The following is a 22,615-nucleotide window of genomic DNA, read 5'->3' on the forward strand; positions in this document are numbered from 1 at the left end:
CCCTTCCCGGTACGGCGAAGCGGGCACGCGAGATCGTGCTCGATCCACGAAACAGGGGCCTCGGCTGCGGCTGAGGCCCCTGTTTCCGTGTTCGAGCGCGACCGTCAAGCCTGAACGGCCGGGGCCAGCGCGGGCTCGCACCCACGCCGGCCCCGGGCCGGTGACAGCTGCTCAGGCGCTCTGGGCGTCCTTCGCGCGGGCCTTGAGCGCGCGGACCACGCCGTCACGGCCCTCGGCGACGAGCCGCCGCAGCGGGGCCGGGTGCCCGTCACCGGCCAGGAACGCGTCGGTGGCCGCCACCGTGTCGTCCTCGACCAGGTACGTCGGGTACGCCAACTGGGCGAACTCCTGCGCCGGCTCGCTGTCCCGGGTGGCCCACACCTGGCCGACGGCCGCGAAGTACCGCTCCCGGTACGGGGCGACCAGATCCACCTGGGTCGGGTGCGCGAAGCCCTGCAGCAGCGCCCGGTGCCGCCAGTTCGGCAGCGCGTCGGGACCGGTCAGCAGCGCCCAGACGGCAGCCTTGTTCTCCGCCGTCGGCACCAGCGCGTGCGCGTACGCGGCCTCCCGCTCGCCACTGGCGGTGCGGTCGCCGGCCAGTTCCGCCTCGATCTCGGCCGGTTCGGCCGCGCCGTTGGCCACCAGTGCGGCGAGCACCGTCCACCGCAGCTCCGTGTCCACGGTCAGACCGGCCGGCGCGCCGGACCCGTCCAGCCAGCCGCGCAGCGTCGCCAGGTCGTCCTCGGAGCGGGCCGCCGAGGTGAACGCGCGGGCCCAGGCCAGCTGGAACCCGCTGCCCGGCTCGGCGGCGGCCAGCGCGTCGCGGGCCGTACGGGCCAGCTCGGCCCAGCCGGTCGGTGCCCACGCCGGGTCGGCGTACAGGGTGAGCGCGGTGGTCGCCTGCCGCAGGGTGGCGGTGACCAGGTTGATCTCGGTCTCCGCGGGCAGCCCGCTCAGCGTCAGCGCCACGTAGTCGCGGGCGGACAGCTCGGCGTCGCGGATCATGTCCCACGCCGCGGTCCAGCAGAGCGCGCGGGCCAGCGACGACTCGAAGCCACCGATGTGCTGCACCACGGTGGACATCGACCGGTCGTCGAGGCGCAGCTTGGTGTAGCTCAGGTCATCGTCGTTGAGCAGCAGCACGTCGGCGGCGCGGACACCGCGCAGCTCGGCGAGGTCGGTCCGCTCGCCGGTCACGTCCACCTCGTAGCGCTCGCGGCGGACCAGCCGCCCGTCGGTGAGGTCGTACAGGCCCACGCCGATCCGGTGCGTCCGCAGCGTCGGGTACGCGGTCGGCGCCTCCTGCCGGACCGCCACCTGCTCGTACGTGCCGTCGGCGCCGATGGTCACCTCCGGGCGCAGCGTGTTGACCTGTGCGGTCTCCAGCCACTGCGCGGCGAACTTGCGCAGCTCCCGGCCGGAGGCCGCCTCCAGCTCGGTGAGCAGGTCGTCGAAGGTGGCGTTGCCCCAGGCGTGCTTGCCGAAGTACGCCCGCAGGCCGGCGACGAACGGCTCCTCACCCACGTACGAGACGAGCTGCTTGAGCACGCTCGCGCCCTTGGCGTAGGTGATGCCGTCGAAGTTGACCTCGACGGCCTCCATGTCCGGCATCTCGGTGTAGACCGGGTGGGTGGAGGACAGCTGGTCCTGCCGGTAGCCCCAGTTCTTCCGGATGGACAGGAACGTCGTCCACGCCTCGGTGAACCGGGTGGCGTTGGTGTTGCACCAGTGGCTGGCCCACTCGGCGAACGACTCGTTCAGCCACAGGTCGTTCCACCAGCGCATGGTGACCAGGTCACCGAACCACATGTGGGCCAGCTCGTGCAGGATCGTGTTGGCGCGCTGCTCGTACTCGAAGTCAGTGACCTGCGAGCGGAACAGGTAGTGCGACTCGGCGTGCGTGACGCAGCCGAAGTTCTCCATCGCGCCGGCGTTGAAGTCGGGCACCCAGAGCTGGTCGTACTTCGGCAGCGGGTAGCGCACGCCGAACTTCTCGTGGAAGAAGTCGAAGCCCTGCTTGGTGATCAGGAACAGGTCGTCGGAGTCCAGGTAGCGGGCCATCGACGCGCGGCAGAACACCCCCAGGTCGATGCCGTCGTGGGTGTCGCGCACCTCGTGGTACGGCCCGGCGCAGAGCGCCGTGATGTAGGTGCTCATCCGGGGCGACTCGGCGAAGTGCAGGGTCTTGAGCCCCTCACCGACCGCCTCCTCGGCCCGTACCGGCATGTTGGACACCACCCGCCAGTGCGCCGGCACCGTCGCGTGCCAGGTGTAGACGCTCTTCAGGTCGGGCTGGTCGAAGCAGGCGAACACCCGCTGCGCGTCGGCCGTCTCGAACTGGCTGTAGAGGTACGTCTCGCCGTCCACCGGGTCGACGGTGCGGTGCAGACCCTGCCCGCTGTTGGAGTAGCCGAAGTCCGCGTCGACCACCAGGGTGTTGTCGCTGTCCAGCCCGGACAGGGTGAGGCCCTTCTCGGCCGACCAGTCGGCGAGGTCGACCGGGGCGCCGTTCAGTGTGGCGGAGCGCACCGTCTCGGCGGCCAGCTCGATGAACGTGCTCGCGCCCGGCTCGGCGCAGCGGAACCGGACCTCGGTCGTCGACCGGAAGGTGCGGCCGTCGGCGGCCAGCACGGCGGTCGACAGGTCCAGACTGATGTCGTACCCGGTCACGTCGAGCAGGCGTGCCCGCTCGGTAGCCTCGACCTGCGTCAGGTTGCGCACTCCCGGCACTGTTTGTCTCCATCCCACATCTCGCCGTACGCCCGGCGGCGCCCGTCTGCCGGCCGCTCGTGGCGGCGGTTCGGATCCGAGTCTTCCATGGACGTGCATCCGGCGGTGGTCGAGGTCACGGTCCGATTCGGGTGCCGGTGGACCGGACGCGGGGTGAAGATTCCCCAAGACGCCGGATCGCCGGCGCAACTCCGCCGCGAAGGGATCGCACCGTGACCGATCGCGTCACCGCCGACATGTGGTTCGACCCGGCCTGCCCGTGGGCGTGGATCACGTCCCGCTGGCTGCTCGAGGTCGAGCAGGCCCGGCCCGTGGACATCCGCTTCCACGTGATGAGCCTGGCCGTGCTGAACGAGGGCCGGGACGAGCTGCCCGAGGATTACAAGACGTTCCTGAGCACCGCCTGGGGGCCGGTGCGGATCTGCATCGCCGCCGAGCAGCGGTACGGCAGTGACGTCCTGCGCCCGCTCTACACCGCGCTGGGCACCCGGATCCACCTCGACAAGCAGGAGCGGGGCCCGGAGCTCTACGTGGCCGCGTTGACCGAGGCCGGCCTGGACCCGGCGCTGGCCGCGGCCGCCGACAGCACCGAGTACGACGAGGCGTTGCGGGCCAGCCACGAGGCGGGTATGCGCCCGGTCGGGCAGGACGTCGGCACCCCGGTCGTGCACGCGCCCGGCCCGGACGGCAGCCCGGTCGCGTTCTTCGGCCCGGTGATCACGCCCGCCCCGAAGGGGGAGGCCGCCGGTCGACTCTGGGACGGTGTCCTGCTGGTCGCCGGCACCCCGGGCTTCTACGAGCTGAAGCGCACCCGGGAGCAGGGCCCGATCTTCGACTGAGCGCCGCCCGCCACGCGCCCCCGTCCGGACACCGTCGGTCGTCCGGGTGGGGGCGCGTCGTGTCGGACGCCGGGTGCGGCTGCGAGGCCGGACGCGGTTGCGGCGTCACCGGTGGGCGGGCGGCGTCGTTTCCCTCGGTGTCCGCCGCAGCGACCCGCAGGGCCGCACCCCGCAGCTCGTGGAGGCATTCCCGATGGCCAAGCACCGTGCGTCCGGTGACGATCAGCTGACCCGGCAGGGGGTGATCGAGACTCCCGGCGCGGCCTACTGGTCGGTCGACGACTCCCGCTGGCCGACGGTCCGCCCCGACCTCCCCGCCCACGTGGTGGACCTGCTCGCCCCGCCCATCGTGGTCGGCGTGGCCCGGGTGCCGGTGACCTCCCGCCTGACCCCGCCCGCCGAGGACACGCCCGCCGACCTGTCGGCATCGCTCCTGGCTCCCACGCCGCCCGCGGCACCGGTCCTCACGTTCGTACCGCCGGCTGCGGACCTTCCGTCGGTGGCCGTACCGCCGGCTCCGGTCCTCCCGTCGGCGGCCGCGCCGGCCGAGCCGGCGCCGCCCCCGCCCGCGCCGACGACGCCGCGACCGGTGCCGACACCGCCGCTGAACCCGCGGCCGGTGCCGGCGCCGCCCCCGGAGCGTCCGGTGCCCGGGCCGCCCGCGTCGCCCCGCCGTAACGCGGGCACCGGACCGGCCACGACCGGCCGCAGGGGCAACGGCGGGCCCGCCGTCGCCGGTCGGCACCGCCGGGGCACCTCGGGCCGGGCCGGCTGACCGGCGCGCCGCCGTCGCGGCGCTTTCATCTGGTGGACGCTGCGCGGGTCCCCGTCGTCGGCGCGGCCGTCGCCGGTAGCGTCAGCGGGCATGACGGTCGTGCACCCGATCACCCGGGCCTGGATCACCACTGGCGGCACCGGCGCGCAGAACTACGACGAGTTCGCCGACGACGCGGAGATCACCGCGATCATCGAGGCGAACCCGCACAGTGCCCTCGGCATCGAGATGCCGCACCGGGCACCGGAGAGCGCGGGGAAGTCCTTCCTCGACGCGCTGCCGGACGCGGTGGCCCGCCTCGCCGAGGCCAAGGCCGACGGCAGCTACACCCCCGCCGAGCAGGTGGTGGTGCTCTACCGGATCAGCGCCCCGGGCGAGTCGCCGGCGTACGGGCTGTTCGCGATGGTGGACACCGACCAGATCTCCACCCGGGCCGACGAGCCGGGCCTGGTCATCCGCAACGAAGACGTGTTCATCGCCAAGGTGCGGGAGCGGGTGGCGCTCGCCGAGGCGCTCGGTCACCTGCTGTCCCCCGTACTCCTGCTGCAGACCGGATGTGGCGACGAGCTGCACGCCGCGCTGGCGGCGGCGACCGACGCGGGCGGCGCGCCCGCCGCCACGGACACCGACCAGGCGGGGCGCACGCACGCCATCTGGCTGCTCGGCCCCGGCCCGGAGCAGGAGGCGCTGACCGCCCTGGCCGGTGGCGGTGAGCTGGTCGTCGCCGACGGCAACCACCGCAGCCTGGCCGCCCAGACCGGCGGGCTGCCGCGCTTCCTGGCCGTGGTGACCACGCCCGCGTCGGTGGCCATCCAGCCGTACAACCGGCTGGTCAGCGAGCTGACCACCACCCCGGACGAGCTGTTGGACCGGTTGCGCGCGGCGGGCACCGAGGTCGAGCCGATCGACGGCCCGGTCGAGGTCCCGACCAGCGGCGGCGCCGTCCACCTCCGGCTGGCCGGCCAGGGGTACGCGGTGCGCCTGCCCGCCACCGCCGCCGGCCGCCTGGAGAACCTGGACCACGCCCTCGTCGAGCGGCTGCTGCTGCGTGACGCGCTGGGCCTGGACCCGGGCGACAAGCGGATCACGTACGTCGGCGGGGACTACCCGGCGAGCTGGCTCACCGGTGAGGTCGACGCCGGGCGGGCCGAGCTGGCCATCCTGATCGCGCCGGTGACCGTGGAGGACTTCGTCGCGGTGAACCTGGCCCGGGAGAAGATGCCCCGCAAGAGCACCTGGTTCACCCCGAAGGCGCGCGGCGGCCTGGTGGTCGCCGAACTGCCCCGCTGAGTGACCGCCGACCCGACCGTGTGACGAACCCGGCTCTCCGACGCCGCCCCCGCGACGTCGGAGAGCGGGGCCTGACAGACTGCCCGGTATGCGCGTCTACCTGGGATCCGATCACGCCGGTTTCGAGTTGAAGGTGCACCTGGCCAACCACCTGGCCAAGCAGGGGTACGACGTCGTCGACGTCGGCCCGCACAGCTACGACCCGGACGACGACTACCCGACGTTCTGCCTGCACACCGGCGACCGGGTGGTGGCCGACGAGACCGGCCTCGGTGTGGTCATCGGTGGCTCCGGCAACGGTGAGCAGATCGCCGCGAACAAGGTCGCCGGGGTTCGTGCCGCGCTGGCCTGGAGCGTCGAGACCGCCCAGCTGGCCCGGCAGCACAACGACGCGAACGTGGTCGCGGTCGGCGCCCGCCAGCACACCCTGGACGAGGCCACCGGCATCGTCGAGGCGTTCCTGAGCACGCCGTTCTCCGGCAACGACCGGCATGCCCGGCGGATCAACCAGGTGGCCGAGTACGAGCGGACCCGGCAGCTGCCCGACCTGCCCTGACCGGGACGGCTCAGCGCGGCGAGCGGGGCAGGTCCTCACGGGGCACCCAGTTGCGCCGGACGACCGCCACCCGGGCATCCGCCTCGGCCAGGTCGTCGTCGGTGGGGCGTGCCGCGTCGCGGGCCCGCAGCGCGGCGCTCAGCCCCACCTGCGACGAGCCGGAGCCGACCAGCCCGCGCAGTCCCCGTTCGCCGTCGCGCTCGTCGCCGCCGTGACCTCGGCGGCGGGGCGGCGGCTCGTCACCGTCGTGCACTCCGGCCGTGCTGGCCGTCGAGCCGTCGGCACCCCGCCCGCCCGGGTCGGCGTCGGAATGGTGGCGTAGCCGCCGTCGTCGTCGGTCCGAGTCACCCATCAGCCGACCGTACCCCGCCGGCGGGGATCCGGCGCCGTCGTGCCGGGTCGGCGGCCGGTGTGGGGTCTGGCTACCCTCGGATTCAGGCGGTGGTGGTGCCGTCGGTCAGGGGGAGGACGAGATGGCAGACCAGACGCAGCCGTGGGCGGAGCGGACCGTGGAGGTGCCACCGCAGGCCGGCGTCGGGGTGCCGCCGCAGCGCGACGGTTTCCGGCGGGGGGTGGCCCCGGTGGGTCAGCCGCGCACGCGCACCGAACCGTTCCCGGTGGTCGAGCAGGAGCCGACCGGCACCGGCTGGCCGGGTGAGCCGGCGCCGCGCCGCCCGTTGGGCTGGCGGATGGCGCAGCTGCGACGCGGCGGTGAGTGGAGTACGGCGGCCGGGCTCTTCGCGTTCGTGTGCTGGGGGATCTGGGCGCTCTCCGGCGGGGGTGACCTGTCCGGCCCGCTGCTGGTGCTCGTGTTGAGCCTGCTGGTCGCGGTCGGCCTGTTCGCGTTGTCGCGGCTGGTCGGCCGGGTGGTGCTGGAGCGTCAGATGGGGCGGGTCCGGCGCGGTGCGCGCGGCGCGCACCTGGCGACCGCCGTCTTCCTCGTCGGCCTCGGCGTGGCGTGGCTCCAGCAGACCGAGTGGGTCGTCTCCGCCTGGAACTGGATCTCCTCGAACTGACCGGCGCGCGCACGGGCGGGTCGGCTCTGGGGCCGCCCGCCCGTGCACCCGGTCGTTTCCCCACCAGGCAAGGCCGCTGCTTACCCGGCTGGCCGCGATTCATCCGTGGCCAGCCGGTCCGTCTGCGGTACGACCTCAGCCCGCGGGGGGCTGCGCGGCGGCGTAGTCGCGGGCCACCCGGACCAGTTCGACGAGCCCGCCGGCGTACTCCTGGGACTCGGCGTGCGCCTCGTCGTAGGGCGGCTGGAACCCGACGCTCTCCCACTCCTCGGTGGCCGGGTTCCACCGGTCGTTGCCGACCTCGAAGTCCCAGGCGAAGATGCCCAGCTCGTAGTAGAGCTGGTCGGCCGAGTTCCCGGCGGCGGAGTAGAGCACGTCGGCGACCGGCCCGGTCTGTGACGGCCAGGTGACGGTGCCGCGCTCCTGCGCGATGGCGCCGACGATCCGCCGGGCGCTGCTCAGGAACAGCGTCGACTCGTCGATCGACGGCCGGGGCAGGGTGATCCGCCCGTCGGCCCGGTACGCCCCCGGCGGCCACATGAAGTACCCGCCGTAGGAGTGCACGTTCATCGCGAACTCGATGTTCGGGTGGTTCTGGGCGAGCGCGACCACGTTGCGGCTCTCCGCCTCGGACAGCTCTCCGGTGCCCGCGTAGGTGCCGGACAGGCAGTTGGCACTGGCGCCCACGTAGCCGTCGAAGGAGGAACCGACGGTGTAGTTGCGGTTGACGTCGACGCCCCACGAGGTGCGGTAGCGCGGGTCGCGGGCCGGCCCGGTGCAGTGGTTGACCATGTTCTTGCGCTGCATGGGGAAGTCGTTGAACGAGTAGTTCGCCCCGTCCGGGTTGACCGTCGGGATGACGAAGACGTCGACCTGCTCCAGCAGCTCACGGGTGGCCGGGTCGGTGCGGGCGTTGGCCAGCATCCGCTCGGCGAACTCCAGCGTCACCAGTGGCGTGGCCCACTCCCGGGCGTGTTCCTGGGAGTACGCGAGCACGCCGACCCGGGAGCCGTCGCGGTGTACGCCGAGGCGCAGCGCCTGCACCGTCCACGGCCGTGCCGGCACCTCGGTGCCCTGCAGGCCGTCATCGAGCCGGGCCGGCCCGGTGACCGGCATCGGCAGGCCGGCGGAGCCGTCCTCGACGGTGGCCCGGAAGCGGCTCGCCTGCCGGGCGTTGATGGCCGCCGCCACGTCGTCGGTGGTGCTCACCGTCTTGCCGGCGGCGTCGGTGGCCAGCGTCACGGTGAGGACGCGGTCGCGGTAGCCGACGGTCAGCGGCCGGTCGGGTCGGCCGGGGTCGACCGTGCGCACCTGCACACCGTTCATGCCCTGGTCACCGAAGCGCACCGACTCGACCAAAACGGCGGCGACCGCCGGGTCACCCAGGTACGCGACGGCGGTGCGCCGGTACCCCTGGGTCTTGTTCGGCAGGTCGATCACGTCCACCAGGTCCCGGTACTGCCGGGCGAGCCGTTTGATCCGCGCCTGGATGTCGATCGGCGTCAGGTACGCGTCGATGAAGTCCCGCTGGTACCCGGTGGGCAGCGGCGGCGGGGTGGCGTTCGGCCAGAGCGCCGGTGTGACCACGCGGCTGACCCCGCCGAGGCTGGAGGTGGCGGTCAGCTGGACCGGCCGGCTCGGCACCGGTTGGGGGAGCGCGTAGTGGTACTGGTACTCGCCGGAGTCCTCGAACCGGTACAGCGGGAACGAACCGGTGGCACCGTCGGCGGTTCGCCAGCTGACGGTGATCTCGACGTCCGGGTCGTCGGTGGCGGTGGTGGCCACCTGGGCCTGGAGGAAGGTCTGCCCGCCGGTGGTCCACCAGTACGCCTGCTGCACCTGGAGCGTGTCGACCGCCGCGGCGGTGGTCGTCCGCTGCCCGGCGGCCGGCGCGCGCAGCCCGGCGGCGGTACGGGCCTGTGCCGCGCGGATGCTCTCGGCGTAGTGCCGGCTGCCGTCCCCGGCGCGCTGCACGATCCGCACGGCCGTCGCGCCCTGGGCGGTCAGGTCGGCGAGTTGGGCGCCGGTCAGCACGAGGTCGGCGACGATCCGGCCGTCCCGTGCCCGGGGCCGGTTGGCCAGATCGGCGCCGGTGGCGACGAGCCGGTCGAGTTGGGCCTGGTCGCGCAGCCGCACCTGGACCAGCGCGGTCTCGGTGGCGGTCAGGGTGATCGGTGTGGCCGGATTGGCGGGTGCCGCCGCTGCGGGACCGGGATGGGGCAGCACCGCGCTGATCAGGATCGCTGTGGTGGCGGCAGCCGTCCACCGTCGTCGGACGATCATGTGCCCTCCTGTGACGGACGTCGATGTGCTTGGTTCTTACACCAGTGCACAGATCGACACCTGTCAAGGGACGTGATCGCGGTCAGCACGGGTTGGGGCACAACCGACGTCCGGTGCGCGGAGTTCTTCCTTCTGCGATGCAACCCGCCGGGCCGGACCCGGCGTGACTATCTCGAATCGGGGATGGGAGGTCTGGATGAGCGATCGCGACGCGGCGTTCGCCGACTACTTCGCGGCGAGGTCGGACGCGATGCGCGGCACGGCGTACCTGCTGTGCGGCGACTGGCACCGTGCGGAGGACCTGGTCCAGACCGCGTTCGTGAAGCTCTACCTGGTCTGGCACCGGGTCTCCCGCCATGAGGTGCTCGACACCTACGTGCGGCAGATCCTGATCCGGACGTTTCTCGACGAGCGGCGCCGCGGCTGGTGGCGGCGTGAACGGGTGGGCGGCACCACCCGACTCGCCGGAGAACCGTCTGGTGCTGCTGCGGGCGTTGGCCTCCGTGGCACCGCGCCAGCGGGCGGTGCTGGTTCTCCGCTACTGGGAGGACCTGTCCGTCGAGGACACGGCGGCACTGTTGGAGTGCTCGGCCGGGACGGTGAAGAGCCAGGCGGCACGCGGACTGGACACGCTGCGCGGCCTCCTGGCATCCACACACAGCGGGATCGAGTTGGGGGAACGATGAACGGAGAAGACCTGCGCGAGGCGCTGCGCCGCGAGATGGCGGACGCCACCTCGCCACCACCACTGAGTACGGCAGCCGTACTCGGAGCGGGCCGCCGGGTGCTCGCCCGCCGTCGTACCGCCTGGGTGTGCGCCGGTTCGGCGGCGGTGGTCCTGGCGGTCGCCGGCTTCGCGGCCGTGGGCGCCCCCGACGGTGAGGTCTACCAGCCGGCGGCCGGCGGCCCACAGGCCGTCCCGACCCACTCCAAGCAGGCGTGGCCGACCGGTCCGGACGGTCGACCGCAGGAGGACCGGACCGCGCGGGCCGGCTCGAAGTACGACCAGGGGGTACGGCTGCTCGACGAGGTCGTCGGGGTCGTGCCCGCCGGCTGGACCGCGCCCGAGGATCCGGTGAACCAGCCCGCCGACCAGCGGACACTACGGACCCACCAGGCGCAGTTCGAGGACACGGTGAACGGCGTCGACCTGTGGAGCTACCTGACCTCGGTCGCCGTGGCCCAGAAGGAGGGCACCGGGCGCCTGGTCGTCGAGGTGCACGACGGCGGCAACCAGCTACCCGACGACGCGTGCGCGTTGGCCCGGCAGTTCTGGGGCATGCAGGGCGAGTGTCAGGTCGAGACGGTCGGGGCGGCGAAGGTCGGCGTGGTGGTCCGGCCGGACGGTGACGACCGGCTCGACCAGTGGTCGGCGTACCGGCACCCGGACGGTGTGGTGGTGTTCGTTGCGCAGGGCGCGAAGCTCGACGAGACCCGGCCGGGGTTGACGACGCTGCCGTTCTCCGTGCCGCAGTTGGCGGCCCTCGCGGTCGACGAACGGTTCCACCTGAAGTGACTGGCCGCGTCCCTCCGCTCACCTCGGCGGCATGATTCACTGTCCGGGGCCGCTACGGCACCGAGCGCGATGACGGACCTGTTGTTGGCCATGGTCTACCTGGGATCCGACGGCCAGGTGTACTGGGCGCAGCGCCTCGAAGGCTGGGCAGCGGATCCGTGCGACAGTTCAGCGCGCTGATGCTGGACATAGGGAGTGTGGACATGAGCCTCGACATCTCCGTGTGGGTACCGGACGACGACGCCTACGCCGGTCGCGATGTCGTCGCGGATCCGCCGGGCACCAGCACCGGGGTGGGGGCTGAACGCTTTCGTCACGACCTGTGGGGTTCCGCGGCCGTTCGGCGTCTCGGCGCGAGGTTCCTGCCGCAACTCGCTGACATCACGGTCGAGAACCGGGGGAATCTCCAGGTCCTGCCCGGCCAGCTCGACGCCTTCGAGCAGGAGTGCGTCCTCCTGGCCGAGAACGTCGAGCACCTGGCCGCCGCGACCGGGCTCGACCCGGATCGCGTCCTGCACTACCTGACCAACGTGCGGCACGCCGTGGAGCGCGCCAGGGCGGTGCACGGCGGCGTCATCGTCTGGTAGCGGCATCGGGGAGGCCCGGCCGGTCGTCGGTGACCGGCACGTCCGAGCCACCACACGCCGGAGCCGGGCACGGGCCGGGGAGAAGCGAACGGCCCAGGCGCCGCGATCATGCGGTCCGCCTGGGCCTTCGTGAGTGGAGCGGGCGACGGGAATCGAACCCGCACCGTCAGTTTGGAAGATCGTTCTCGACTGTCGTGAACTGCCTGGATCGCCTGGTCAGAGTCGGTGTCGGGGTGCCCGATCATGACCGCTCTCGACCCCTTCGCACACGGGTTACCGGCACATGGCTGGCACGACCGCGCGGTGGTCCGGGTTACCGCCCCCGGCCATTCTGGCCCGGGGGCAGCTTGCCGTATCGCCGGCTCTCCGCGCGGCTGAGTGCCGGTGGTGCCGGTGCTGACCGTGCGACAATGGTCGGCGGTGTGTGGTGCAGGAGGTGGGTCGTGATGTCGAGCAGCGCCGAGCGGATGCCCGAGTGGCCGACCGCTGAGCATGTGCCCGCAGAGGAGTTGGCCCGCCGGCAGGGTGTGCAGCCGGTCGCCTCCGTCGACGACCTGGCCCGGCCGGGCCTGTTCGAGTCCGACGACGAGTTGGACGAGTTCCTCGCCGACCTGTACGCCTCTCGGCGGGCCAGCGTCGCGTGAGCCTGGTCGTCCTGGATACCGACGTCGCGTCGGCGATCCTGCGTGGTCGCCTGCCTGACCGGCTTCGTGCCCGGCTGGCCGGTAAGACGTTGTGTATCACGTTCGTCACGCTTGGCGAGCTGACCAAGTGGACCGCGCTGCGGAGCTGGGGGCCGCGCAAGCTGGCTGACCTCGCGCAGTGGCGATCCGGCGTGGTCCTGTTGCCCTTCGATGAGGCGGTAGCGACGACCTGGGGGCAGCTTCAGGCGCGGGCACAGCACCGGGGGCGGCCCCGCCCGACGAATGACTCCTGGATCGCGGCCTGCTGCCTGGTCGACCGGCTGCCGCTGGCGACCTTCAACGGCAAGGACTACGCCGACTTCGCCGAGTAAGACGGCCTACGACTGTTCGACGTCTCGTAGCGCCAGGGCTTCGCGTGCGCCGATCCCATCGGCTCCTGGCGGTCATCGACCGGCCGAGCCGGTATCACCGGTGGCAAGCCGCGTAGCGGCGCGGCAGTCGATCGCCCCGACCTCGACGGCGGCCGACCACCCCGCGATCGTCCCTACCGCGCTGGCGAGTGCAGATCAGGACAGCGGTGGCGGCGAGCCTTCGGTACGGTCCGGCGGATGAACCTCGCTGCGAGACACGCCTCCACAATCCGGGTCGTCGGCAACCTGGCTCTGCTCGCCGGACTGCTGGTCTCTGTCATCACGCTGGCGAGCGACCCCGGGTCGGCCGAGCCGCACGTCCTGGCGGGCTTCCTCGTCGCCACCGGGATCGGGCTGCGCATCGAAGCCGCGATCAGTTCACCTCGGGCGTGACGACCTGAACCGGGAACTGCCCGCCGCGCCGGCCGATGCCGGCCGGAGGCCGCCAGCAGGCCGAGTGCGGCGGGCGGGCCGCGCTTGCGCGGCCCCTTGATGGCGGCGAGCAAGGGTCGGCGGCGTTTCGGCAACGTGCGTCGCCTCCCGTCCGGGCGGTACCAGGCGCGCTACGTCGGCCCGGATGGGCTGGAGCGGAAGGCACCGCACACCTTCGAGACCGAGCGTCAGGCGGCGAAGTGGCTGACCGTGACGGAGTCCGAGATCATCAGGGGGAGTGGTCGGCCCCCGAGGCGGGAGAGATCAAGCTCGACGCGTACGGCCGCAAGTGGATCGCCGAACGTAAGCTCCAGCCGCGTAGCCGGGAGAACTACGAAGACCTGTTCCGGCTGCACATCTGCCCGCACCTCGGCGCGCTTGCCCTGGGCGCGATCAAGCCGCAGACCATCCGTACCTGGCGCAGGACGCTGCTCGGCGGCGGCACCACCGAGCCGCAGGCGGTCAAGGCGTACTCACTCCTGCGGGCGATCCTTAACACCGCCACCAAGGAAGACGAGCTGATTCGGCAGAACCCGTGCCGCATCCCCGGCTATGACCGCTATCACACGCCGGAGCGGCCGGTGGCGACCGTCGCCCAGGTGCTCGCGCTCGCCGAACGGATGCCGGCCCGGTTCTCCGCGCTGGTGATCGTCGCCGCGTTCTCCGGGCTGCGCTGGGGTGAGCTGGCGGCGCTGCGGCGCGGCGACGTCGACCTGGCGGCGGGCACGGTGCGGGTGCCGCGCAAGCTGGCGGCGTTGCGTAACCGGATGGAGTTCGGGCCGCCGAAGTCGGAGGCCGGGAACCGGGTGGTGACGCTGCCGGCGGCGGCGCGGACGGTGCTGGCCGAACACCTGGCCGAGTTCGTGGGGGAGGGGCCGGAGGCGTTGGTCTTCACCGGGGACAAGGGGCGGTGCTGCGTTCCGGCAACTTCCGGCGGGCGGTCGGCTGGGCGGCGGCGCTGCGGGCGGCTGGCATGCCGGCGGGGTTCCACTTTCACGACCTGCGGCACACGGGCAACAACCTGGCGGCGGCGACCGGGGCCAGCACCCGGGACCTGATGCACCGGATGGGCCACGCGAGCATGCGCGCGGCGCTGGTCTACCAGCACGCGAACAGCGAGCGGGACCGGGAGATCGCCGACGCGATGGACCGCCGCATCGTCAAGCAGACGAAGCAGGCGGCGACACCGGCCAAGGCGAGCAAGCCCAAGAACAAGGCGGCCAAGGACAAGCCGGCCACGGAGAAGGCGGCCAAGAAGAACGCGCCCAAGCAGAAGCCGGCGGCACGCAAGGCGGCCAAGAAGAACGCGCCCGAGGAGAAGCCGGCGGCTCGCAAGGCAGCCAAGGGCGGGAAGGCCGAGCGACCGGCACGCGATCCCGCCTCGGACGGCACGGCCAGCGCTACTGGCACGCTACTGGCACGCAAGATCAAAGACGACTAAAACGAGAACGGCCCAGGCGCGGCGGTTGTGCCGCTGACCTGGGCCGGAATTCGTGGAGCGGGCGACGGGAATCGAACCCGCACCGTCAGTTTGGAAGACTGAAGCTCTGCCATTGAGCTACGCCCGCGCTCGGCCCCGCCGAAACGGGGCGCGCGGACAGCGTACCCAATCACTCTGCCGACCGCGCAGCCGCGCCACCCGGCCCGGCGCAAGATCCACACAACATCCGGGATGTAGTGGTCTTCGCCCGCCCGGAGGCCACTACATCCGGGACGTTGCGCGGATCTTGCAGCGGACGCTTGCGGGCTTTCGGGGGATTGTGTCCGGGTGGGTGCGGCCCCGGCACCGCCTCAGGCGCGTCGACGGCATAGACTGCACGTCGCCACGGGGTGTGGCGCAGCTTGGTAGCGCACTCGCTTTGGGAGCGAGGGGCCGTGGGTTCAAATCCCGCCACCCCGACTGTCGTCCGCCGCCGGGTCGTCCCGGCAGCGCGCGGTCCCGGGCGCTGCCGGTGCGTCAGGCCGGCTCGCCTACACTCGATGGGCTGAATCACGCCCAGACTCAACTGAGATCCGTCAAGGAGTACGCCTGTGAAGAGCACCGTCGAGACTCTGAGCCCGACGCGCGTGCGGCTCGCCATCGAGGTGCCGTTCGTCGAGCTCGAGCCGAGCCTCAAGAAGGCGTACCGGGAGATCGGTTCGCAGGTCCAGGTTCCCGGCTTCCGTCGGGGCAAGGTGCCGACCGCGGTCATCGACCAGCGGGTGGGCCGGGGCACCGTCCTCAACGAGGCGGTCCAGGACGCCATCCCGGAGAACATCCTCGCCGCGGTGCGCGAGCACGACCTGAAGACGCTGGGGCGTCCCGAGGTCGAGATCACCGAGTTCAACGACGGTGACTCGCTGAACTTCACCGCCGAGGTCGACGTCCGCCCGGAGATCACTCTGCCCGACGCGAACACCATCGAGGTGACCGTCGACGAGCTGCAGATCGACGAGAGCGAGATCGACGAGCAGCTGAAGAACCTGCGGGAGCGGTTCGCCACCCTCAAGACCGTCGAGCGGGCGGCCGCCGAGGGTGACTACGTGCAGATCGACCTGAACGCCACCGTCGACGGCGAGGACGTGCCGGGCGGCCAGGCCAGCAACATCTCCCACGAGGTGGGCAGCAAGCAGCTCCTGCCGGGCCTCGACGAGGCCGTGGTGGGCCTCGCCGCCGGTGAGGACACCACCTTCACCACCCAACTGGTCGGCGGCGACTTCGCCGGCCGCGACGCCGACGTGGCGGTGACCGTGCGCACGGTCAAGGAGAAGGAGCTGCCGGAGCTGAACGACGAGTTCGCCCAGATGGCCAGCGAGTTCGACACGATCGAGGAGCTGCGCGGCGACCTGCGGGCGCGGGTCACCCAGGGCAAGCAGGTCGAGCAGATCTACGCCGCTCGGGACAAGGCCCTGGTGCAGCTGGTCGAGGCCGCCGAGGTGCCGGCGCCGGAGGGCGTCGTCCGCGAGGAGGTCGCCAGCCGCAAGCAGGCGATGGTCGACCAGCTGGAGCGGATCGGCGCCTCCCTGGAGGAGTACCTGGCCGCCGAGGAGAAGACCGAGGAGCAGATCGACGCCGAGCTGACCGAGGCGGCGACCGAGGGCGTCAAGGTGCAGCTCCTGCTGGACACGCTGGCCGACGCCGAGGACGTGCAGGTCTCCGACGACGAGTTCGGGCACGAGATCGTGCACCGGGCGCAGCGCGCCGGGATGGCTCCGCAGCAGTACTACGACCAGCTGGTGCGCTCCGGCGCCGCCGCGGCGGTCTTCGGTGACGTGCGGCGGGGCAAGGCGCTCGCGGCCGTCATGGAGCGCATCACGATCAAGGACTCGGCCGGCAACGAGGTCACCCTGGACGCGTTGCGCGCCGCCAACGAGGCGGAGCACAACCACGAGCACTGATCGTCGGGTGCGGCCGCCGTCCGCCGCTGCGCGGTGGACGGCGGCCGAATCCATTCCGGGGTATGCCCGGACGCCCGCGCCGCGGGTGCGCCCGACACAGCTGCGCTGAGAGCGAACAGTGCCCCGACCGGGACTCTGCCGCCCCGCACAGCGGTTAGTGTCGGGAAAGACGGTACGGAGAGCGAAGGGCTGCCATGACCGACATGCACATCCCCAAGAAGTCGCTCCGGGCGATTGACGCGCGCGGTGGCGACTCCATTGGCAACCTCGACGACTCGGTCTACAACCGGTTGCTCAAGGAGCGCATCATCTTCCTGGGCAGTGAGGTGACCGACCAGGTCGCCAACCGCATCTGCGCGCAGCTGCTGCTGCTCGCCGCGGAGGACCCGGACCGCGACATCAACCTGTGGATCAACTCGCCGGGTGGCTCGGTCTACTCCGGCATGGCGATCTACGACACCATGCAGTTCATCGACAACGACGTGTCGACCGTGGCGATGGGCATGGCTGCCTCGATGGGCCAGCTGCTGCTCTGCGCGGGCACCAAGGGCAAGCGGTACGCGCTGCCGCACGCCCGGATCATGATGCACCAGCCGTCCGGTGGCCTGGGCGGTACGGCGTCCGACATCGCCATCCAGGCGGAGCAGATGCTCTACACGAAGCGGATGTTCCAGGAGCGGGTCGCGCACCACACCGGCCAGAGCCAGTCGCAGATCGAGGCGGACTCGGACCGGGACCGTTGGTTCACCGCCCAGGAGGCCATGGACTACGGCTTCATCGACAAGGTGATCATCGGGGCCGCTCAGGTTCCGGATGGCGCCGGGACCCTGAGCTGAGGAGCTGACGATGACCGATCTGAGCTTGCCGCCCCAGTTCGCGGCCGTGCACAACCGCTACGTTCTGCCGTCGTTCGTCGAGCGCACGTCGTACGGGGTCAAGGAGTCGAACCCGTACAACAAGCTCTTCGAGGACCGGATCATCTTCCTCGGTGTGCAGGTGGACGACGCGTCGGCCAACGACGTGATGGCCCAGCTGCTCACGCTGGAGGGCACCGACCCGGACCGCGACATCATCATGTACATCAACTCGCCCGGTGGCTCGTTCACGGCCATGACGGCGATCTACGACACCATGCAGTACGTCCGCCCGGACATCTCGACGGTCTGCCTCGGGCAGGCCGCCAGCGCGGCGGCGGTGCTGTTGTCGGCGGGTACGCCGGGTAAGCGGATGGCTCTGCCGAACTCGCGGATCATCATCCACCAGCCGGCCACCGAGGGCGGCTACGGGCAGGGCTCGGACATCGAGATCCAGGCCCGAGAGATCCTGCGGATGCGGACGCAGCTGGAGGACATGCTGTCCCGCCACTGCAACCGCCCGATCGAGCAGGTTCGCAAGGACATCGACCGTGACAAGATCATGACGGCCGAGGAGTCCAAGGAGTACGGGCTGGTCGACACGATCCTGACCAGCCGCAAGAAGGGCCTGCTGGCCGCCAACGCGGCTAGCTGAGCAGTACCGGGTCAGAGGTTGGCCGGGGCGTGAAGTTCCCGGCCGACCTCTGACACACCCGTTTTGGGGGTCGGAGAATGCCCCGTCAGCGGGTAACGTCGGGTCCGTACCGCTTCGCCGGTTGGGCCGGCGGGGTGAACGGAGCCGGACGGAGCGCAGCGTCCGCAGGTCAGGGCCGGGTCTCCGGCCGATGAGTGCAGGGAGAACGTAGGTGGCACGGATCGGTGACGGCGGCGACCTACTGAAATGCTCCTTCTGCGGTAAGTCGCAGAAGCAGGTGAAGAAGCTCATCGCGGGCCCTGGGGTCTACATCTGCGACGAGTGCATCGATCTCTGCAACGAGATCATCGAAGAGGAGTTGGCCGAGTCCGGCGAGGTGAAGTGGGAAGAGCTTCCCAAGCCGATGGAGATCTGCCAGTTCCTCGACAACTACGTCGTCGGGCAGGACCAGGCCAAGAAGGCGCTCGCGGTCGCGGTCTACAACCACTACAAGCGCATCCAGGCCGAGGCGGCCGGTGCGCCGGGCTCCGGCAGTGACGCCGTCGAGCTGGCCAAGTCCAACATCCTGCTGCTCGGTCCGACGGGGTGCGGCAAGACCCACCTGGCGCAGACGCTCGCCCGGATGTTGAACGTCCCGTTCGCCATCGCGGACGCCACGGCGCTGACCGAGGCGGGCTACGTCGGCGAGGACGTGGAGAACATCCTCCTCAAGCTGATCCAGGCCGCCGACTACGACATCAAGCGCGCCGAGACCGGCATCATCTACATCGACGAGGTCGACAAGATCGCCCGTAAGTCGGAGAATCCGTCGATCACGCGGGACGTCTCCGGCGAGGGTGTGCAGCAGGCGCTGCTCAAGATGCTGGAAGGCACGGTTGCCAACGTGCCGCCGCAGGGCGGTCGTAAGCACCCGCACCAGGAGTTCATCCAGATCGACACCACCAACGTGCTGTTCATCTGCGGTGGCGCGTTCGCCGGTCTGGATCAGATCATCGAGTCCCGCACCGGTCAGGGCGGCACCGGCTTCGGTGCCCGGCTCCGGTCGGTGTCCGAGCGGTCGACCGATGACATCTTCAGCCAGGTCATGCCGGAAGACATGCTCAAGTTCGGGTTGATCCCCGAGTTCGTCGGCCGGCTCCCGGTGATCACCAACGTGCGCAGCCTGGACCGCAGCGCCCTGGTCCGCATCCTCACCGAGCCGCGCAACGCCCTGGTCCGGCAGTACCAGCGGCTCTTCGAGCTGGACGGGGTCGAGCTGGAGTTCGACGAGCCGGCACTGGAGGCGATCGCCGACCAGGCGATGCTGCGCGGCACCGGTGCCCGTGGTCTGCGGGCCATCATCGAGGAGGTCCTTCTCTCCGCGATGTACGAGGTGCCGAGCAACCCGGACGCCGCCCGGGTGCTGATCACCCGCGAGGTGGTCCTGGAGAACGTCAACCCGACGATCGTTCCGCGCGAGTTCACCGGGCGTCGGGCCCGGCGGGACCGCGAGGAGAAGTCGGCCTGATCCTCCCCGCAGCACGCCGGTCGCTCATTCCTGACGCGGCCGGCGTGATCGCGTTCGGCGGTCCCACTCGCCCGACGGGGTGACCGTCACCATCATCAGCCGGGTCGGCTCGTCGGTGTCGTTGCGGTAGCCGTGTTCCCGGTCGGCGTGAAACTCGATGGTCTCGCCGGCGCGGACGGGGTGGTCCCGGCCGTCGACCCGGACGATCACGGCGCCGTCCAGCACGTGCAGCACCTCGCGGGTGCCGCGCGGGTGGTCGAGGGAGCGGTGTGCCTCTCCGGGCGCCATCCGCCAGTCCCAGAGTTCGACGAGGTCCGGCCCGCCCAGTCCGCTGAGCAGGTGGCCGGTGCCGCCGTGCTCACCCTGCCAGAGCAGGGGCGCCTCGGCGGCGGGGGTGATCTTCACGGTGTGTTCCTCGGCCGGTTCGAGCAGGTGGGCGATGTTGACGCCGAACGCGTCGGCGACCCGGCAGAGCGTGCCGACGCTCGGGTTGGTCCGGGCGCCCTCGATCTGCACGAGCATCCCCTTGCTCACCCCGGACCGGCCGGCCAGTTCCTCGAAGGACCAGCCTCGGGCGGCCCGTAGGTCGCGTACCTGCCGGGCGACCGCGGACGTCACCGCGCCCACCCGGTCGCCCCCGGTGTCGGTCATTAAACTATCCTTCGCGGTCACTATTATGGTACGACAGACAGATGCTACCCATTGTCCTCGCCGCGGTGTCCGCGATCGCGTTCGGCGCCGCCGACTTCTCCGGCGGAAAGGCGTCCCGCCGCGCCGACCCGATCGCCGTGACCGTGGTCTCCCAGCTGTTGAGCGTGCCGCTGCTGGTCGTCCTGGTGCTGGTGGTGCCCGGCACCCCGACAGCCGGGGACATCGCCTGGGGGCTCGTCGCCGGAGTGGCCGGCGCGGCCGGGGTCATGCTTCTCTACCGGGCGCTCGCCGGCGGGATGATGGCCGTCGTCGCGCCGGTCACCGCGATCACCGCCGCCGTGGTGCCGATCGTCGCCGGCCTGTTCACCGCGAGCTTCCCGGGTGCCCCGGCACTGACCGGCGCCGGCCTCGCGGTGCTGGCGATCACTCTGGTCAGCCTCGGTGAGGGTGGCGGCCGCCGAGCCGTTCCGACCCGGCTGGTCGGGCTCGCCCTCGCCGCCGGGGCGCTCTTCGGTGTCTTCTTCACCCTGCTCGGCCAGGCCGACGAGAACGCCGGCATGTGGCCGGTGGCCGCGGTGCGGACCAGTTCGATCGCGTTTGGGCTCGCGCTGGCCGCCGGCACCGGGGTACGGCTGCGGCTCGACCGGCGCGTACTGGTCTGGGCGGCGGTCGCCGGCCTGCTCGACAGCGCCGCCAACGCGCTGTTCCTCGCGGCGGCGGCACGCGGCCACCTGAGCATCGTCGCGGCGATCGCCGCGCTCTACCCGGCCAGCACCGTGCTGCTCGCCCTCGCCGTCGATCGGGAGCGGCTGCGCCCGGTCCAGGTCGCCGGGCTCGGATTCGCCGCCGGCGCTCTGGTGCTGGCCAGCATCTGACCCTGTCCGCGTCGGCCCGTGCGGCCGTACCCTGGGATCATGCGCGTCGCCGTCTGCCAGCTGAACGCCCGGGACGACCGCAAGGCCAACCTGGCCGCCGCGGAGGTCCTGCTGGAACGCGCCGCCGCCGGCGGCGCGGACCTCGCCGTCCTACCGGAGTACGTCGACTACCTCGGCCCCGCCGACAGGTTGCCCGAGCCCGAGCCGGTCGACGGTGAGGTGGGCAGCTTCTTCGCCGGGGTCGCCCGGCGCCTCGGCATCTGGCTGGTGGCCGGGTCGTTCCACGAGGTCGGTCCGGACCCGGAGCGCACCTGGAACACGTCGCTGGTCTTCGACCGGTCCGGCAGCCTGGCCGCGAGCTACCGCAAGATCCACCTGTACGACGTGGAGATTCCGGGCCGGGTCTCCTACCGGGAGTCGGCGAGCGTGGCACCCGGTGCGCAACCGGTGGTGGTCGACGTCGAGGGCCTGCGGGTGGGCCTGTCGATCTGCTACGACCTGCGCTTTCCCGAGCTCTACCGCGCACTCGCCACCGACGGTGGCGCCCAGCTCCTGGTGGTCCCGGCCGCGTTCATGATGCACACCGGCCGCGATCACTGGGAGGTCCTGCTGCGGGCCCGGGCGATCGAGAACCAGTGTTTCGTGGCGGCAGCGGGCCAGACCGGGGACCACGAGCCCGGCCGTACGTGTTTCGGCCGCAGCATGGTGGTCGACCCGTGGGGGACCGTCCTCACCCAACTGCCGGACGGCCCAGGGGTGTCCGTCGCCGACCTGGACCTCGACCGGCTCGCCGCCATCCGGGCCGAGCTGCCCAGCCTGGCCAACCGCCGGCTCTGAGGCTCAGCCCTGCAGCAGGACGCCGATCACCGTGAGACCGGCGATCGCCGCTGCGGTGACCAGCAGCGCCGTGGTCATCCTGGACGGGCCCCGGCGGGCGAGCCGTCCCACCGAGAGCACCAGCACGACCAGTACGACCGCGCCGATCACCAACTGCCAGAACGGCAGGAGGAGACCGAGCAGCGCCTCCTCGGCGACCACCGTGGTGCGGGGTCCGTACTCATCCATGCCTGACACTCTGGCACGACGGGTGGCTTCGCGTCGCCGGCTACGCCGACGAGTGCCGCCCCTGGCGCTCGGCCGAACCAGTGATGAACCCTGATTTGCCTTCTCCGGGCCGTCCGCGTAACTTTCTCTCTGCACGGGGGAGGCCGGACAAACCGGCCGAGATCGGGCGCCAGGCTCGTGGCGGAAACGCCGAGCGAGACTGAGGATCGGGCGGTGCGGAACACTCCGGATACGGAGTTGCGAACGCGAAGCCGACCGGGTAGAGTTCTGAAGCCGGCAGGAGCCGGGCAGAGAGCCGCGAAGCGGCGATCGGCCGGTCTGCGGCTTCCCACGACAGTAGCGACCGCTGGATACGGCGTGCGTCATCGTGGGTCCGGACGAGCAAAATTGATCACCTCGGATACGAGGTTGACAATGAAAGTTCGACCAAGTAGGTTTGAGCGGTTGCCCCGAAACGGGGTTCCACGGAATGTGGGGCTTCTGATCGGTGTGTGGTTGTTCTTTGAGAACTCAACAGGGTGCTTGTAAAGCCAGTGCCAATTATGATTTATA

Annotated in this window: 23 protein-coding genes, 2 tRNA genes and 1 pseudogene; 20 read left to right on the forward strand and 6 right to left on the reverse strand. The window is 71.3% G+C overall.

The window, feature by feature from the left end; all coding sequences use genetic code 11:
- Positions 1-171 precede the first annotated feature (171 nt).
- The gene (gene pepN, locus AB0H52_RS22610) at positions 172-2,721 is read right to left on the reverse strand and encodes an aminopeptidase N (protein ID WP_357949760.1); all 2,550 of its coding nucleotides are present in this window, start codon (positions 2,719-2,721) and stop codon (positions 172-174) included.
- Positions 2,722-2,942: 221 nt separating this feature from the next.
- Here pepN and AB0H52_RS22615 point away from each other — a divergent pair, with 221 nt between their 5' ends.
- The 4 genes from AB0H52_RS22615 to AB0H52_RS22630 all read left to right on the forward strand — a co-directional run bounded on the left by AB0H52_RS22615 (position 2,943) and on the right by AB0H52_RS22630 (position 6,190).
- The gene (locus AB0H52_RS22615) at positions 2,943-3,569 is read left to right on the forward strand and encodes a disulfide bond formation protein DsbA (protein WP_151493376.1); all 627 of its coding nucleotides are present in this window, start codon (positions 2,943-2,945) and stop codon (positions 3,567-3,569) included.
- 193 nt (positions 3,570-3,762) lie between these two features.
- The gene (locus tag AB0H52_RS22620) at positions 3,763-4,344 is read left to right on the forward strand and encodes a hypothetical protein (protein WP_278121273.1); all 582 of its coding nucleotides are present in this window, start codon (positions 3,763-3,765) and stop codon (positions 4,342-4,344) included.
- A 90-nt stretch (positions 4,345-4,434) separates the two neighbouring features.
- Positions 4,435-5,634: a DUF1015 family protein gene (locus tag AB0H52_RS22625; protein WP_357949765.1), complete on the forward strand. Its 1,200-nt coding sequence runs from the start codon at positions 4,435-4,437 to the stop codon at positions 5,632-5,634.
- 88 nt (positions 5,635-5,722) lie between these two features.
- Positions 5,723-6,190, forward strand: coding sequence for a ribose-5-phosphate isomerase (locus AB0H52_RS22630; RefSeq protein WP_151491628.1), 468 nt, complete (start codon positions 5,723-5,725; stop codon positions 6,188-6,190).
- 10 nt (positions 6,191-6,200) lie between these two features.
- On the opposite strand, the gene AB0H52_RS22635 is transcribed toward AB0H52_RS22630, so the two are convergent.
- Positions 6,201-6,542 (reverse strand): hypothetical protein, encoded by a 342-nt coding sequence (locus tag AB0H52_RS22635; RefSeq protein ID WP_357949769.1) that lies wholly within the window; start codon positions 6,540-6,542, stop codon positions 6,201-6,203.
- A 121-nt stretch (positions 6,543-6,663) separates the two neighbouring features.
- On the opposite strand from AB0H52_RS22635, the gene AB0H52_RS22640 reads away from it, so the two are divergent.
- Positions 6,664-7,206 (forward strand): hypothetical protein, encoded by a 543-nt coding sequence (locus AB0H52_RS22640; protein ID WP_151491626.1) that lies wholly within the window; start codon positions 6,664-6,666, stop codon positions 7,204-7,206.
- A 135-nt stretch (positions 7,207-7,341) separates the two neighbouring features.
- On the opposite strand, the gene AB0H52_RS22645 is transcribed toward AB0H52_RS22640, so the two are convergent.
- Positions 7,342-9,489 carry a M14 family zinc carboxypeptidase gene (locus tag AB0H52_RS22645; protein ID WP_151491625.1) on the reverse strand — a complete coding sequence of 716 codons (2,148 nt, stop codon included), beginning with the start codon at positions 9,487-9,489 and terminating at the stop codon, positions 7,342-7,344.
- Positions 9,490-9,685: 196 nt separating this feature from the next.
- On the opposite strand from AB0H52_RS22645, the pseudogene AB0H52_RS22650 reads away from it, so the two are divergent.
- From AB0H52_RS22650 to AB0H52_RS22685, 8 genes and pseudogenes are all read left to right on the forward strand, one after another.
- Positions 9,686-10,175: pseudogene (locus tag AB0H52_RS22650) on the forward strand (SigE family RNA polymerase sigma factor).
- Positions 10,172-11,005 carry a hypothetical protein gene (locus AB0H52_RS22655; protein ID WP_151491623.1) on the forward strand — a complete coding sequence of 278 codons (834 nt, stop codon included), beginning with the start codon at positions 10,172-10,174 and terminating at the stop codon, positions 11,003-11,005. The pseudogene AB0H52_RS22650 and the gene AB0H52_RS22655 overlap by 4 nt, the downstream one beginning before the upstream one ends.
- Positions 11,006-11,208: 203 nt before the next feature.
- Positions 11,209-11,592 (forward strand): hypothetical protein, encoded by a 384-nt coding sequence (locus tag AB0H52_RS22660; protein ID WP_151491622.1) that lies wholly within the window; start codon positions 11,209-11,211, stop codon positions 11,590-11,592.
- A 446-nt stretch (positions 11,593-12,038) separates the two neighbouring features.
- Positions 12,039-12,236 carry a hypothetical protein gene (locus tag AB0H52_RS22665; RefSeq protein WP_151491621.1) on the forward strand — a complete coding sequence of 66 codons (198 nt, stop codon included), beginning with the start codon at positions 12,039-12,041 and terminating at the stop codon, positions 12,234-12,236.
- A complete protein-coding gene (locus AB0H52_RS22670; protein WP_357949774.1) occupies positions 12,233-12,607 on the forward strand; it encodes a type II toxin-antitoxin system VapC family toxin in 375 nt (124 codons plus the stop codon). The genes AB0H52_RS22665 and AB0H52_RS22670 overlap by 4 nt, the downstream gene beginning before the upstream one ends.
- Positions 12,608-12,844: 237 nt before the next feature.
- Positions 12,845-13,039 (forward strand): hypothetical protein, encoded by a 195-nt coding sequence (locus AB0H52_RS22675; protein WP_151491619.1) that lies wholly within the window; start codon positions 12,845-12,847, stop codon positions 13,037-13,039.
- A 239-nt stretch (positions 13,040-13,278) separates the two neighbouring features.
- Positions 13,279-14,136 (forward strand): site-specific integrase, encoded by an 858-nt coding sequence (locus tag AB0H52_RS22680; RefSeq protein ID WP_225854672.1) that lies wholly within the window; start codon positions 13,279-13,281, stop codon positions 14,134-14,136.
- 8 nt (positions 14,137-14,144) lie between these two features.
- Complete coding sequence (locus AB0H52_RS22685; protein ID WP_357949777.1) at positions 14,145-14,519, forward strand: hypothetical protein; 375 nt, start codon at positions 14,145-14,147, stop codon at positions 14,517-14,519.
- Positions 14,520-14,572: 53 nt separating this feature from the next.
- Here AB0H52_RS22685 and AB0H52_RS22690 read toward each other — a convergent pair.
- A tRNA-Gly gene (locus tag AB0H52_RS22690) sits at positions 14,573-14,646 on the reverse strand.
- Between the two features lie 258 nt (positions 14,647-14,904).
- On the opposite strand from AB0H52_RS22690, the gene AB0H52_RS22695 reads away from it, so the two are divergent.
- From AB0H52_RS22695 to clpX, 5 genes are all read left to right on the forward strand, one after another.
- Positions 14,905-14,978: transfer RNA gene (locus tag AB0H52_RS22695), tRNA-Pro, on the forward strand.
- A 131-nt stretch (positions 14,979-15,109) separates the two neighbouring features.
- Complete coding sequence (tig, locus tag AB0H52_RS22700; protein WP_151491618.1) at positions 15,110-16,456, forward strand: trigger factor; 1,347 nt, start codon at positions 15,110-15,112, stop codon at positions 16,454-16,456.
- A gap of 194 nt (positions 16,457-16,650) precedes the next feature.
- Positions 16,651-17,292, forward strand: coding sequence for an ATP-dependent Clp protease proteolytic subunit (locus tag AB0H52_RS22705; protein ID WP_007464111.1), 642 nt, complete (start codon positions 16,651-16,653; stop codon positions 17,290-17,292).
- A 10-nt stretch (positions 17,293-17,302) separates the two neighbouring features.
- Positions 17,303-17,965, forward strand: coding sequence for an ATP-dependent Clp protease proteolytic subunit (locus AB0H52_RS22710; protein ID WP_121652300.1), 663 nt, complete (start codon positions 17,303-17,305; stop codon positions 17,963-17,965).
- Between the two features lie 211 nt (positions 17,966-18,176).
- Entirely contained in the window at positions 18,177-19,472 is a 1,296-nt protein-coding gene (gene clpX / locus AB0H52_RS22715) for an ATP-dependent Clp protease ATP-binding subunit ClpX (protein WP_110567768.1), read from the forward strand.
- 24 nt (positions 19,473-19,496) lie between these two features.
- Here clpX and AB0H52_RS22720 read toward each other — a convergent pair whose 3' ends face one another.
- Positions 19,497-20,123 (reverse strand): XRE family transcriptional regulator, encoded by a 627-nt coding sequence (locus AB0H52_RS22720; protein ID WP_357949781.1) that lies wholly within the window; start codon positions 20,121-20,123, stop codon positions 19,497-19,499.
- Positions 20,124-20,164: 41 nt separating this feature from the next.
- On the opposite strand from AB0H52_RS22720, the gene AB0H52_RS22725 reads away from it, so the two are divergent.
- Both AB0H52_RS22725 and AB0H52_RS22730 read left to right on the forward strand, forming a co-directional pair.
- Positions 20,165-20,998: an EamA family transporter gene (locus tag AB0H52_RS22725; RefSeq protein ID WP_357949784.1), complete on the forward strand. Its 834-nt coding sequence runs from the start codon at positions 20,165-20,167 to the stop codon at positions 20,996-20,998.
- A gap of 39 nt (positions 20,999-21,037) precedes the next feature.
- Positions 21,038-21,835, forward strand: coding sequence for a carbon-nitrogen hydrolase family protein (locus tag AB0H52_RS22730; protein WP_151491615.1), 798 nt, complete (start codon positions 21,038-21,040; stop codon positions 21,833-21,835).
- Between the two features lie 3 nt (positions 21,836-21,838).
- On the opposite strand, the gene AB0H52_RS22735 is transcribed toward AB0H52_RS22730, so the two are convergent.
- Positions 21,839-22,063: a hypothetical protein gene (locus AB0H52_RS22735; protein WP_151491614.1), complete on the reverse strand. Its 225-nt coding sequence runs from the start codon at positions 22,061-22,063 to the stop codon at positions 21,839-21,841.
- Between the last annotated feature and the right edge of the window lie 552 nt (positions 22,064-22,615).

This window comes from Micromonospora sp. NPDC050695 (assembly GCF_040654415.1).
GTDB lineage: Bacteria > Actinomycetota > Actinomycetes > Mycobacteriales > Micromonosporaceae > Micromonospora.

Coding starts and splice junctions, on each gene's coding strand:
- AB0H52_RS22620 (WP_278121273.1), top strand. CDS start 3,763: ATGGCCAAGCACCGTGCGTCCGGTGACGATCAGCTGACCCGGCAGGGG.
- AB0H52_RS22625 (WP_357949765.1), top strand. CDS start 4,435: ATGACGGTCGTGCACCCGATCACCCGGGCCTGGATCACCACTGGCGGC.
- AB0H52_RS22630 (WP_151491628.1), top strand. CDS start 5,723: ATGCGCGTCTACCTGGGATCCGATCACGCCGGTTTCGAGTTGAAGGTG.
- AB0H52_RS22635 (WP_357949769.1), bottom strand. CDS start 6,542: ATGGGTGACTCGGACCGACGACGACGGCGGCTACGCCACCATTCCGAC.
- AB0H52_RS22640 (WP_151491626.1), top strand. CDS start 6,664: ATGGCAGACCAGACGCAGCCGTGGGCGGAGCGGACCGTGGAGGTGCCA.
- AB0H52_RS22645 (WP_151491625.1), bottom strand. CDS start 9,489: ATGATCGTCCGACGACGGTGGACGGCTGCCGCCACCACAGCGATCCTG.
- AB0H52_RS22655 (WP_151491623.1), top strand. CDS start 10,172: ATGAACGGAGAAGACCTGCGCGAGGCGCTGCGCCGCGAGATGGCGGAC.
- AB0H52_RS22660 (WP_151491622.1), top strand. CDS start 11,209: ATGAGCCTCGACATCTCCGTGTGGGTACCGGACGACGACGCCTACGCC.
- AB0H52_RS22665 (WP_151491621.1), top strand. CDS start 12,039: ATGTCGAGCAGCGCCGAGCGGATGCCCGAGTGGCCGACCGCTGAGCAT.
- AB0H52_RS22675 (WP_151491619.1), top strand. CDS start 12,845: ATGAACCTCGCTGCGAGACACGCCTCCACAATCCGGGTCGTCGGCAAC.
- AB0H52_RS22685 (WP_357949777.1), top strand. CDS start 14,145: ATGGGCCACGCGAGCATGCGCGCGGCGCTGGTCTACCAGCACGCGAAC.
- AB0H52_RS22705 (WP_007464111.1), top strand. CDS start 16,651: ATGACCGACATGCACATCCCCAAGAAGTCGCTCCGGGCGATTGACGCG.
- AB0H52_RS22710 (WP_121652300.1), top strand. CDS start 17,303: ATGACCGATCTGAGCTTGCCGCCCCAGTTCGCGGCCGTGCACAACCGC.
- AB0H52_RS22720 (WP_357949781.1), bottom strand. CDS start 20,123: ATGACCGACACCGGGGGCGACCGGGTGGGCGCGGTGACGTCCGCGGTC.
- AB0H52_RS22725 (WP_357949784.1), top strand. CDS start 20,165: ATGCTACCCATTGTCCTCGCCGCGGTGTCCGCGATCGCGTTCGGCGCC.
- AB0H52_RS22730 (WP_151491615.1), top strand. CDS start 21,038: ATGCGCGTCGCCGTCTGCCAGCTGAACGCCCGGGACGACCGCAAGGCC.
- AB0H52_RS22735 (WP_151491614.1), bottom strand. CDS start 22,063: ATGGATGAGTACGGACCCCGCACCACGGTGGTCGCCGAGGAGGCGCTG.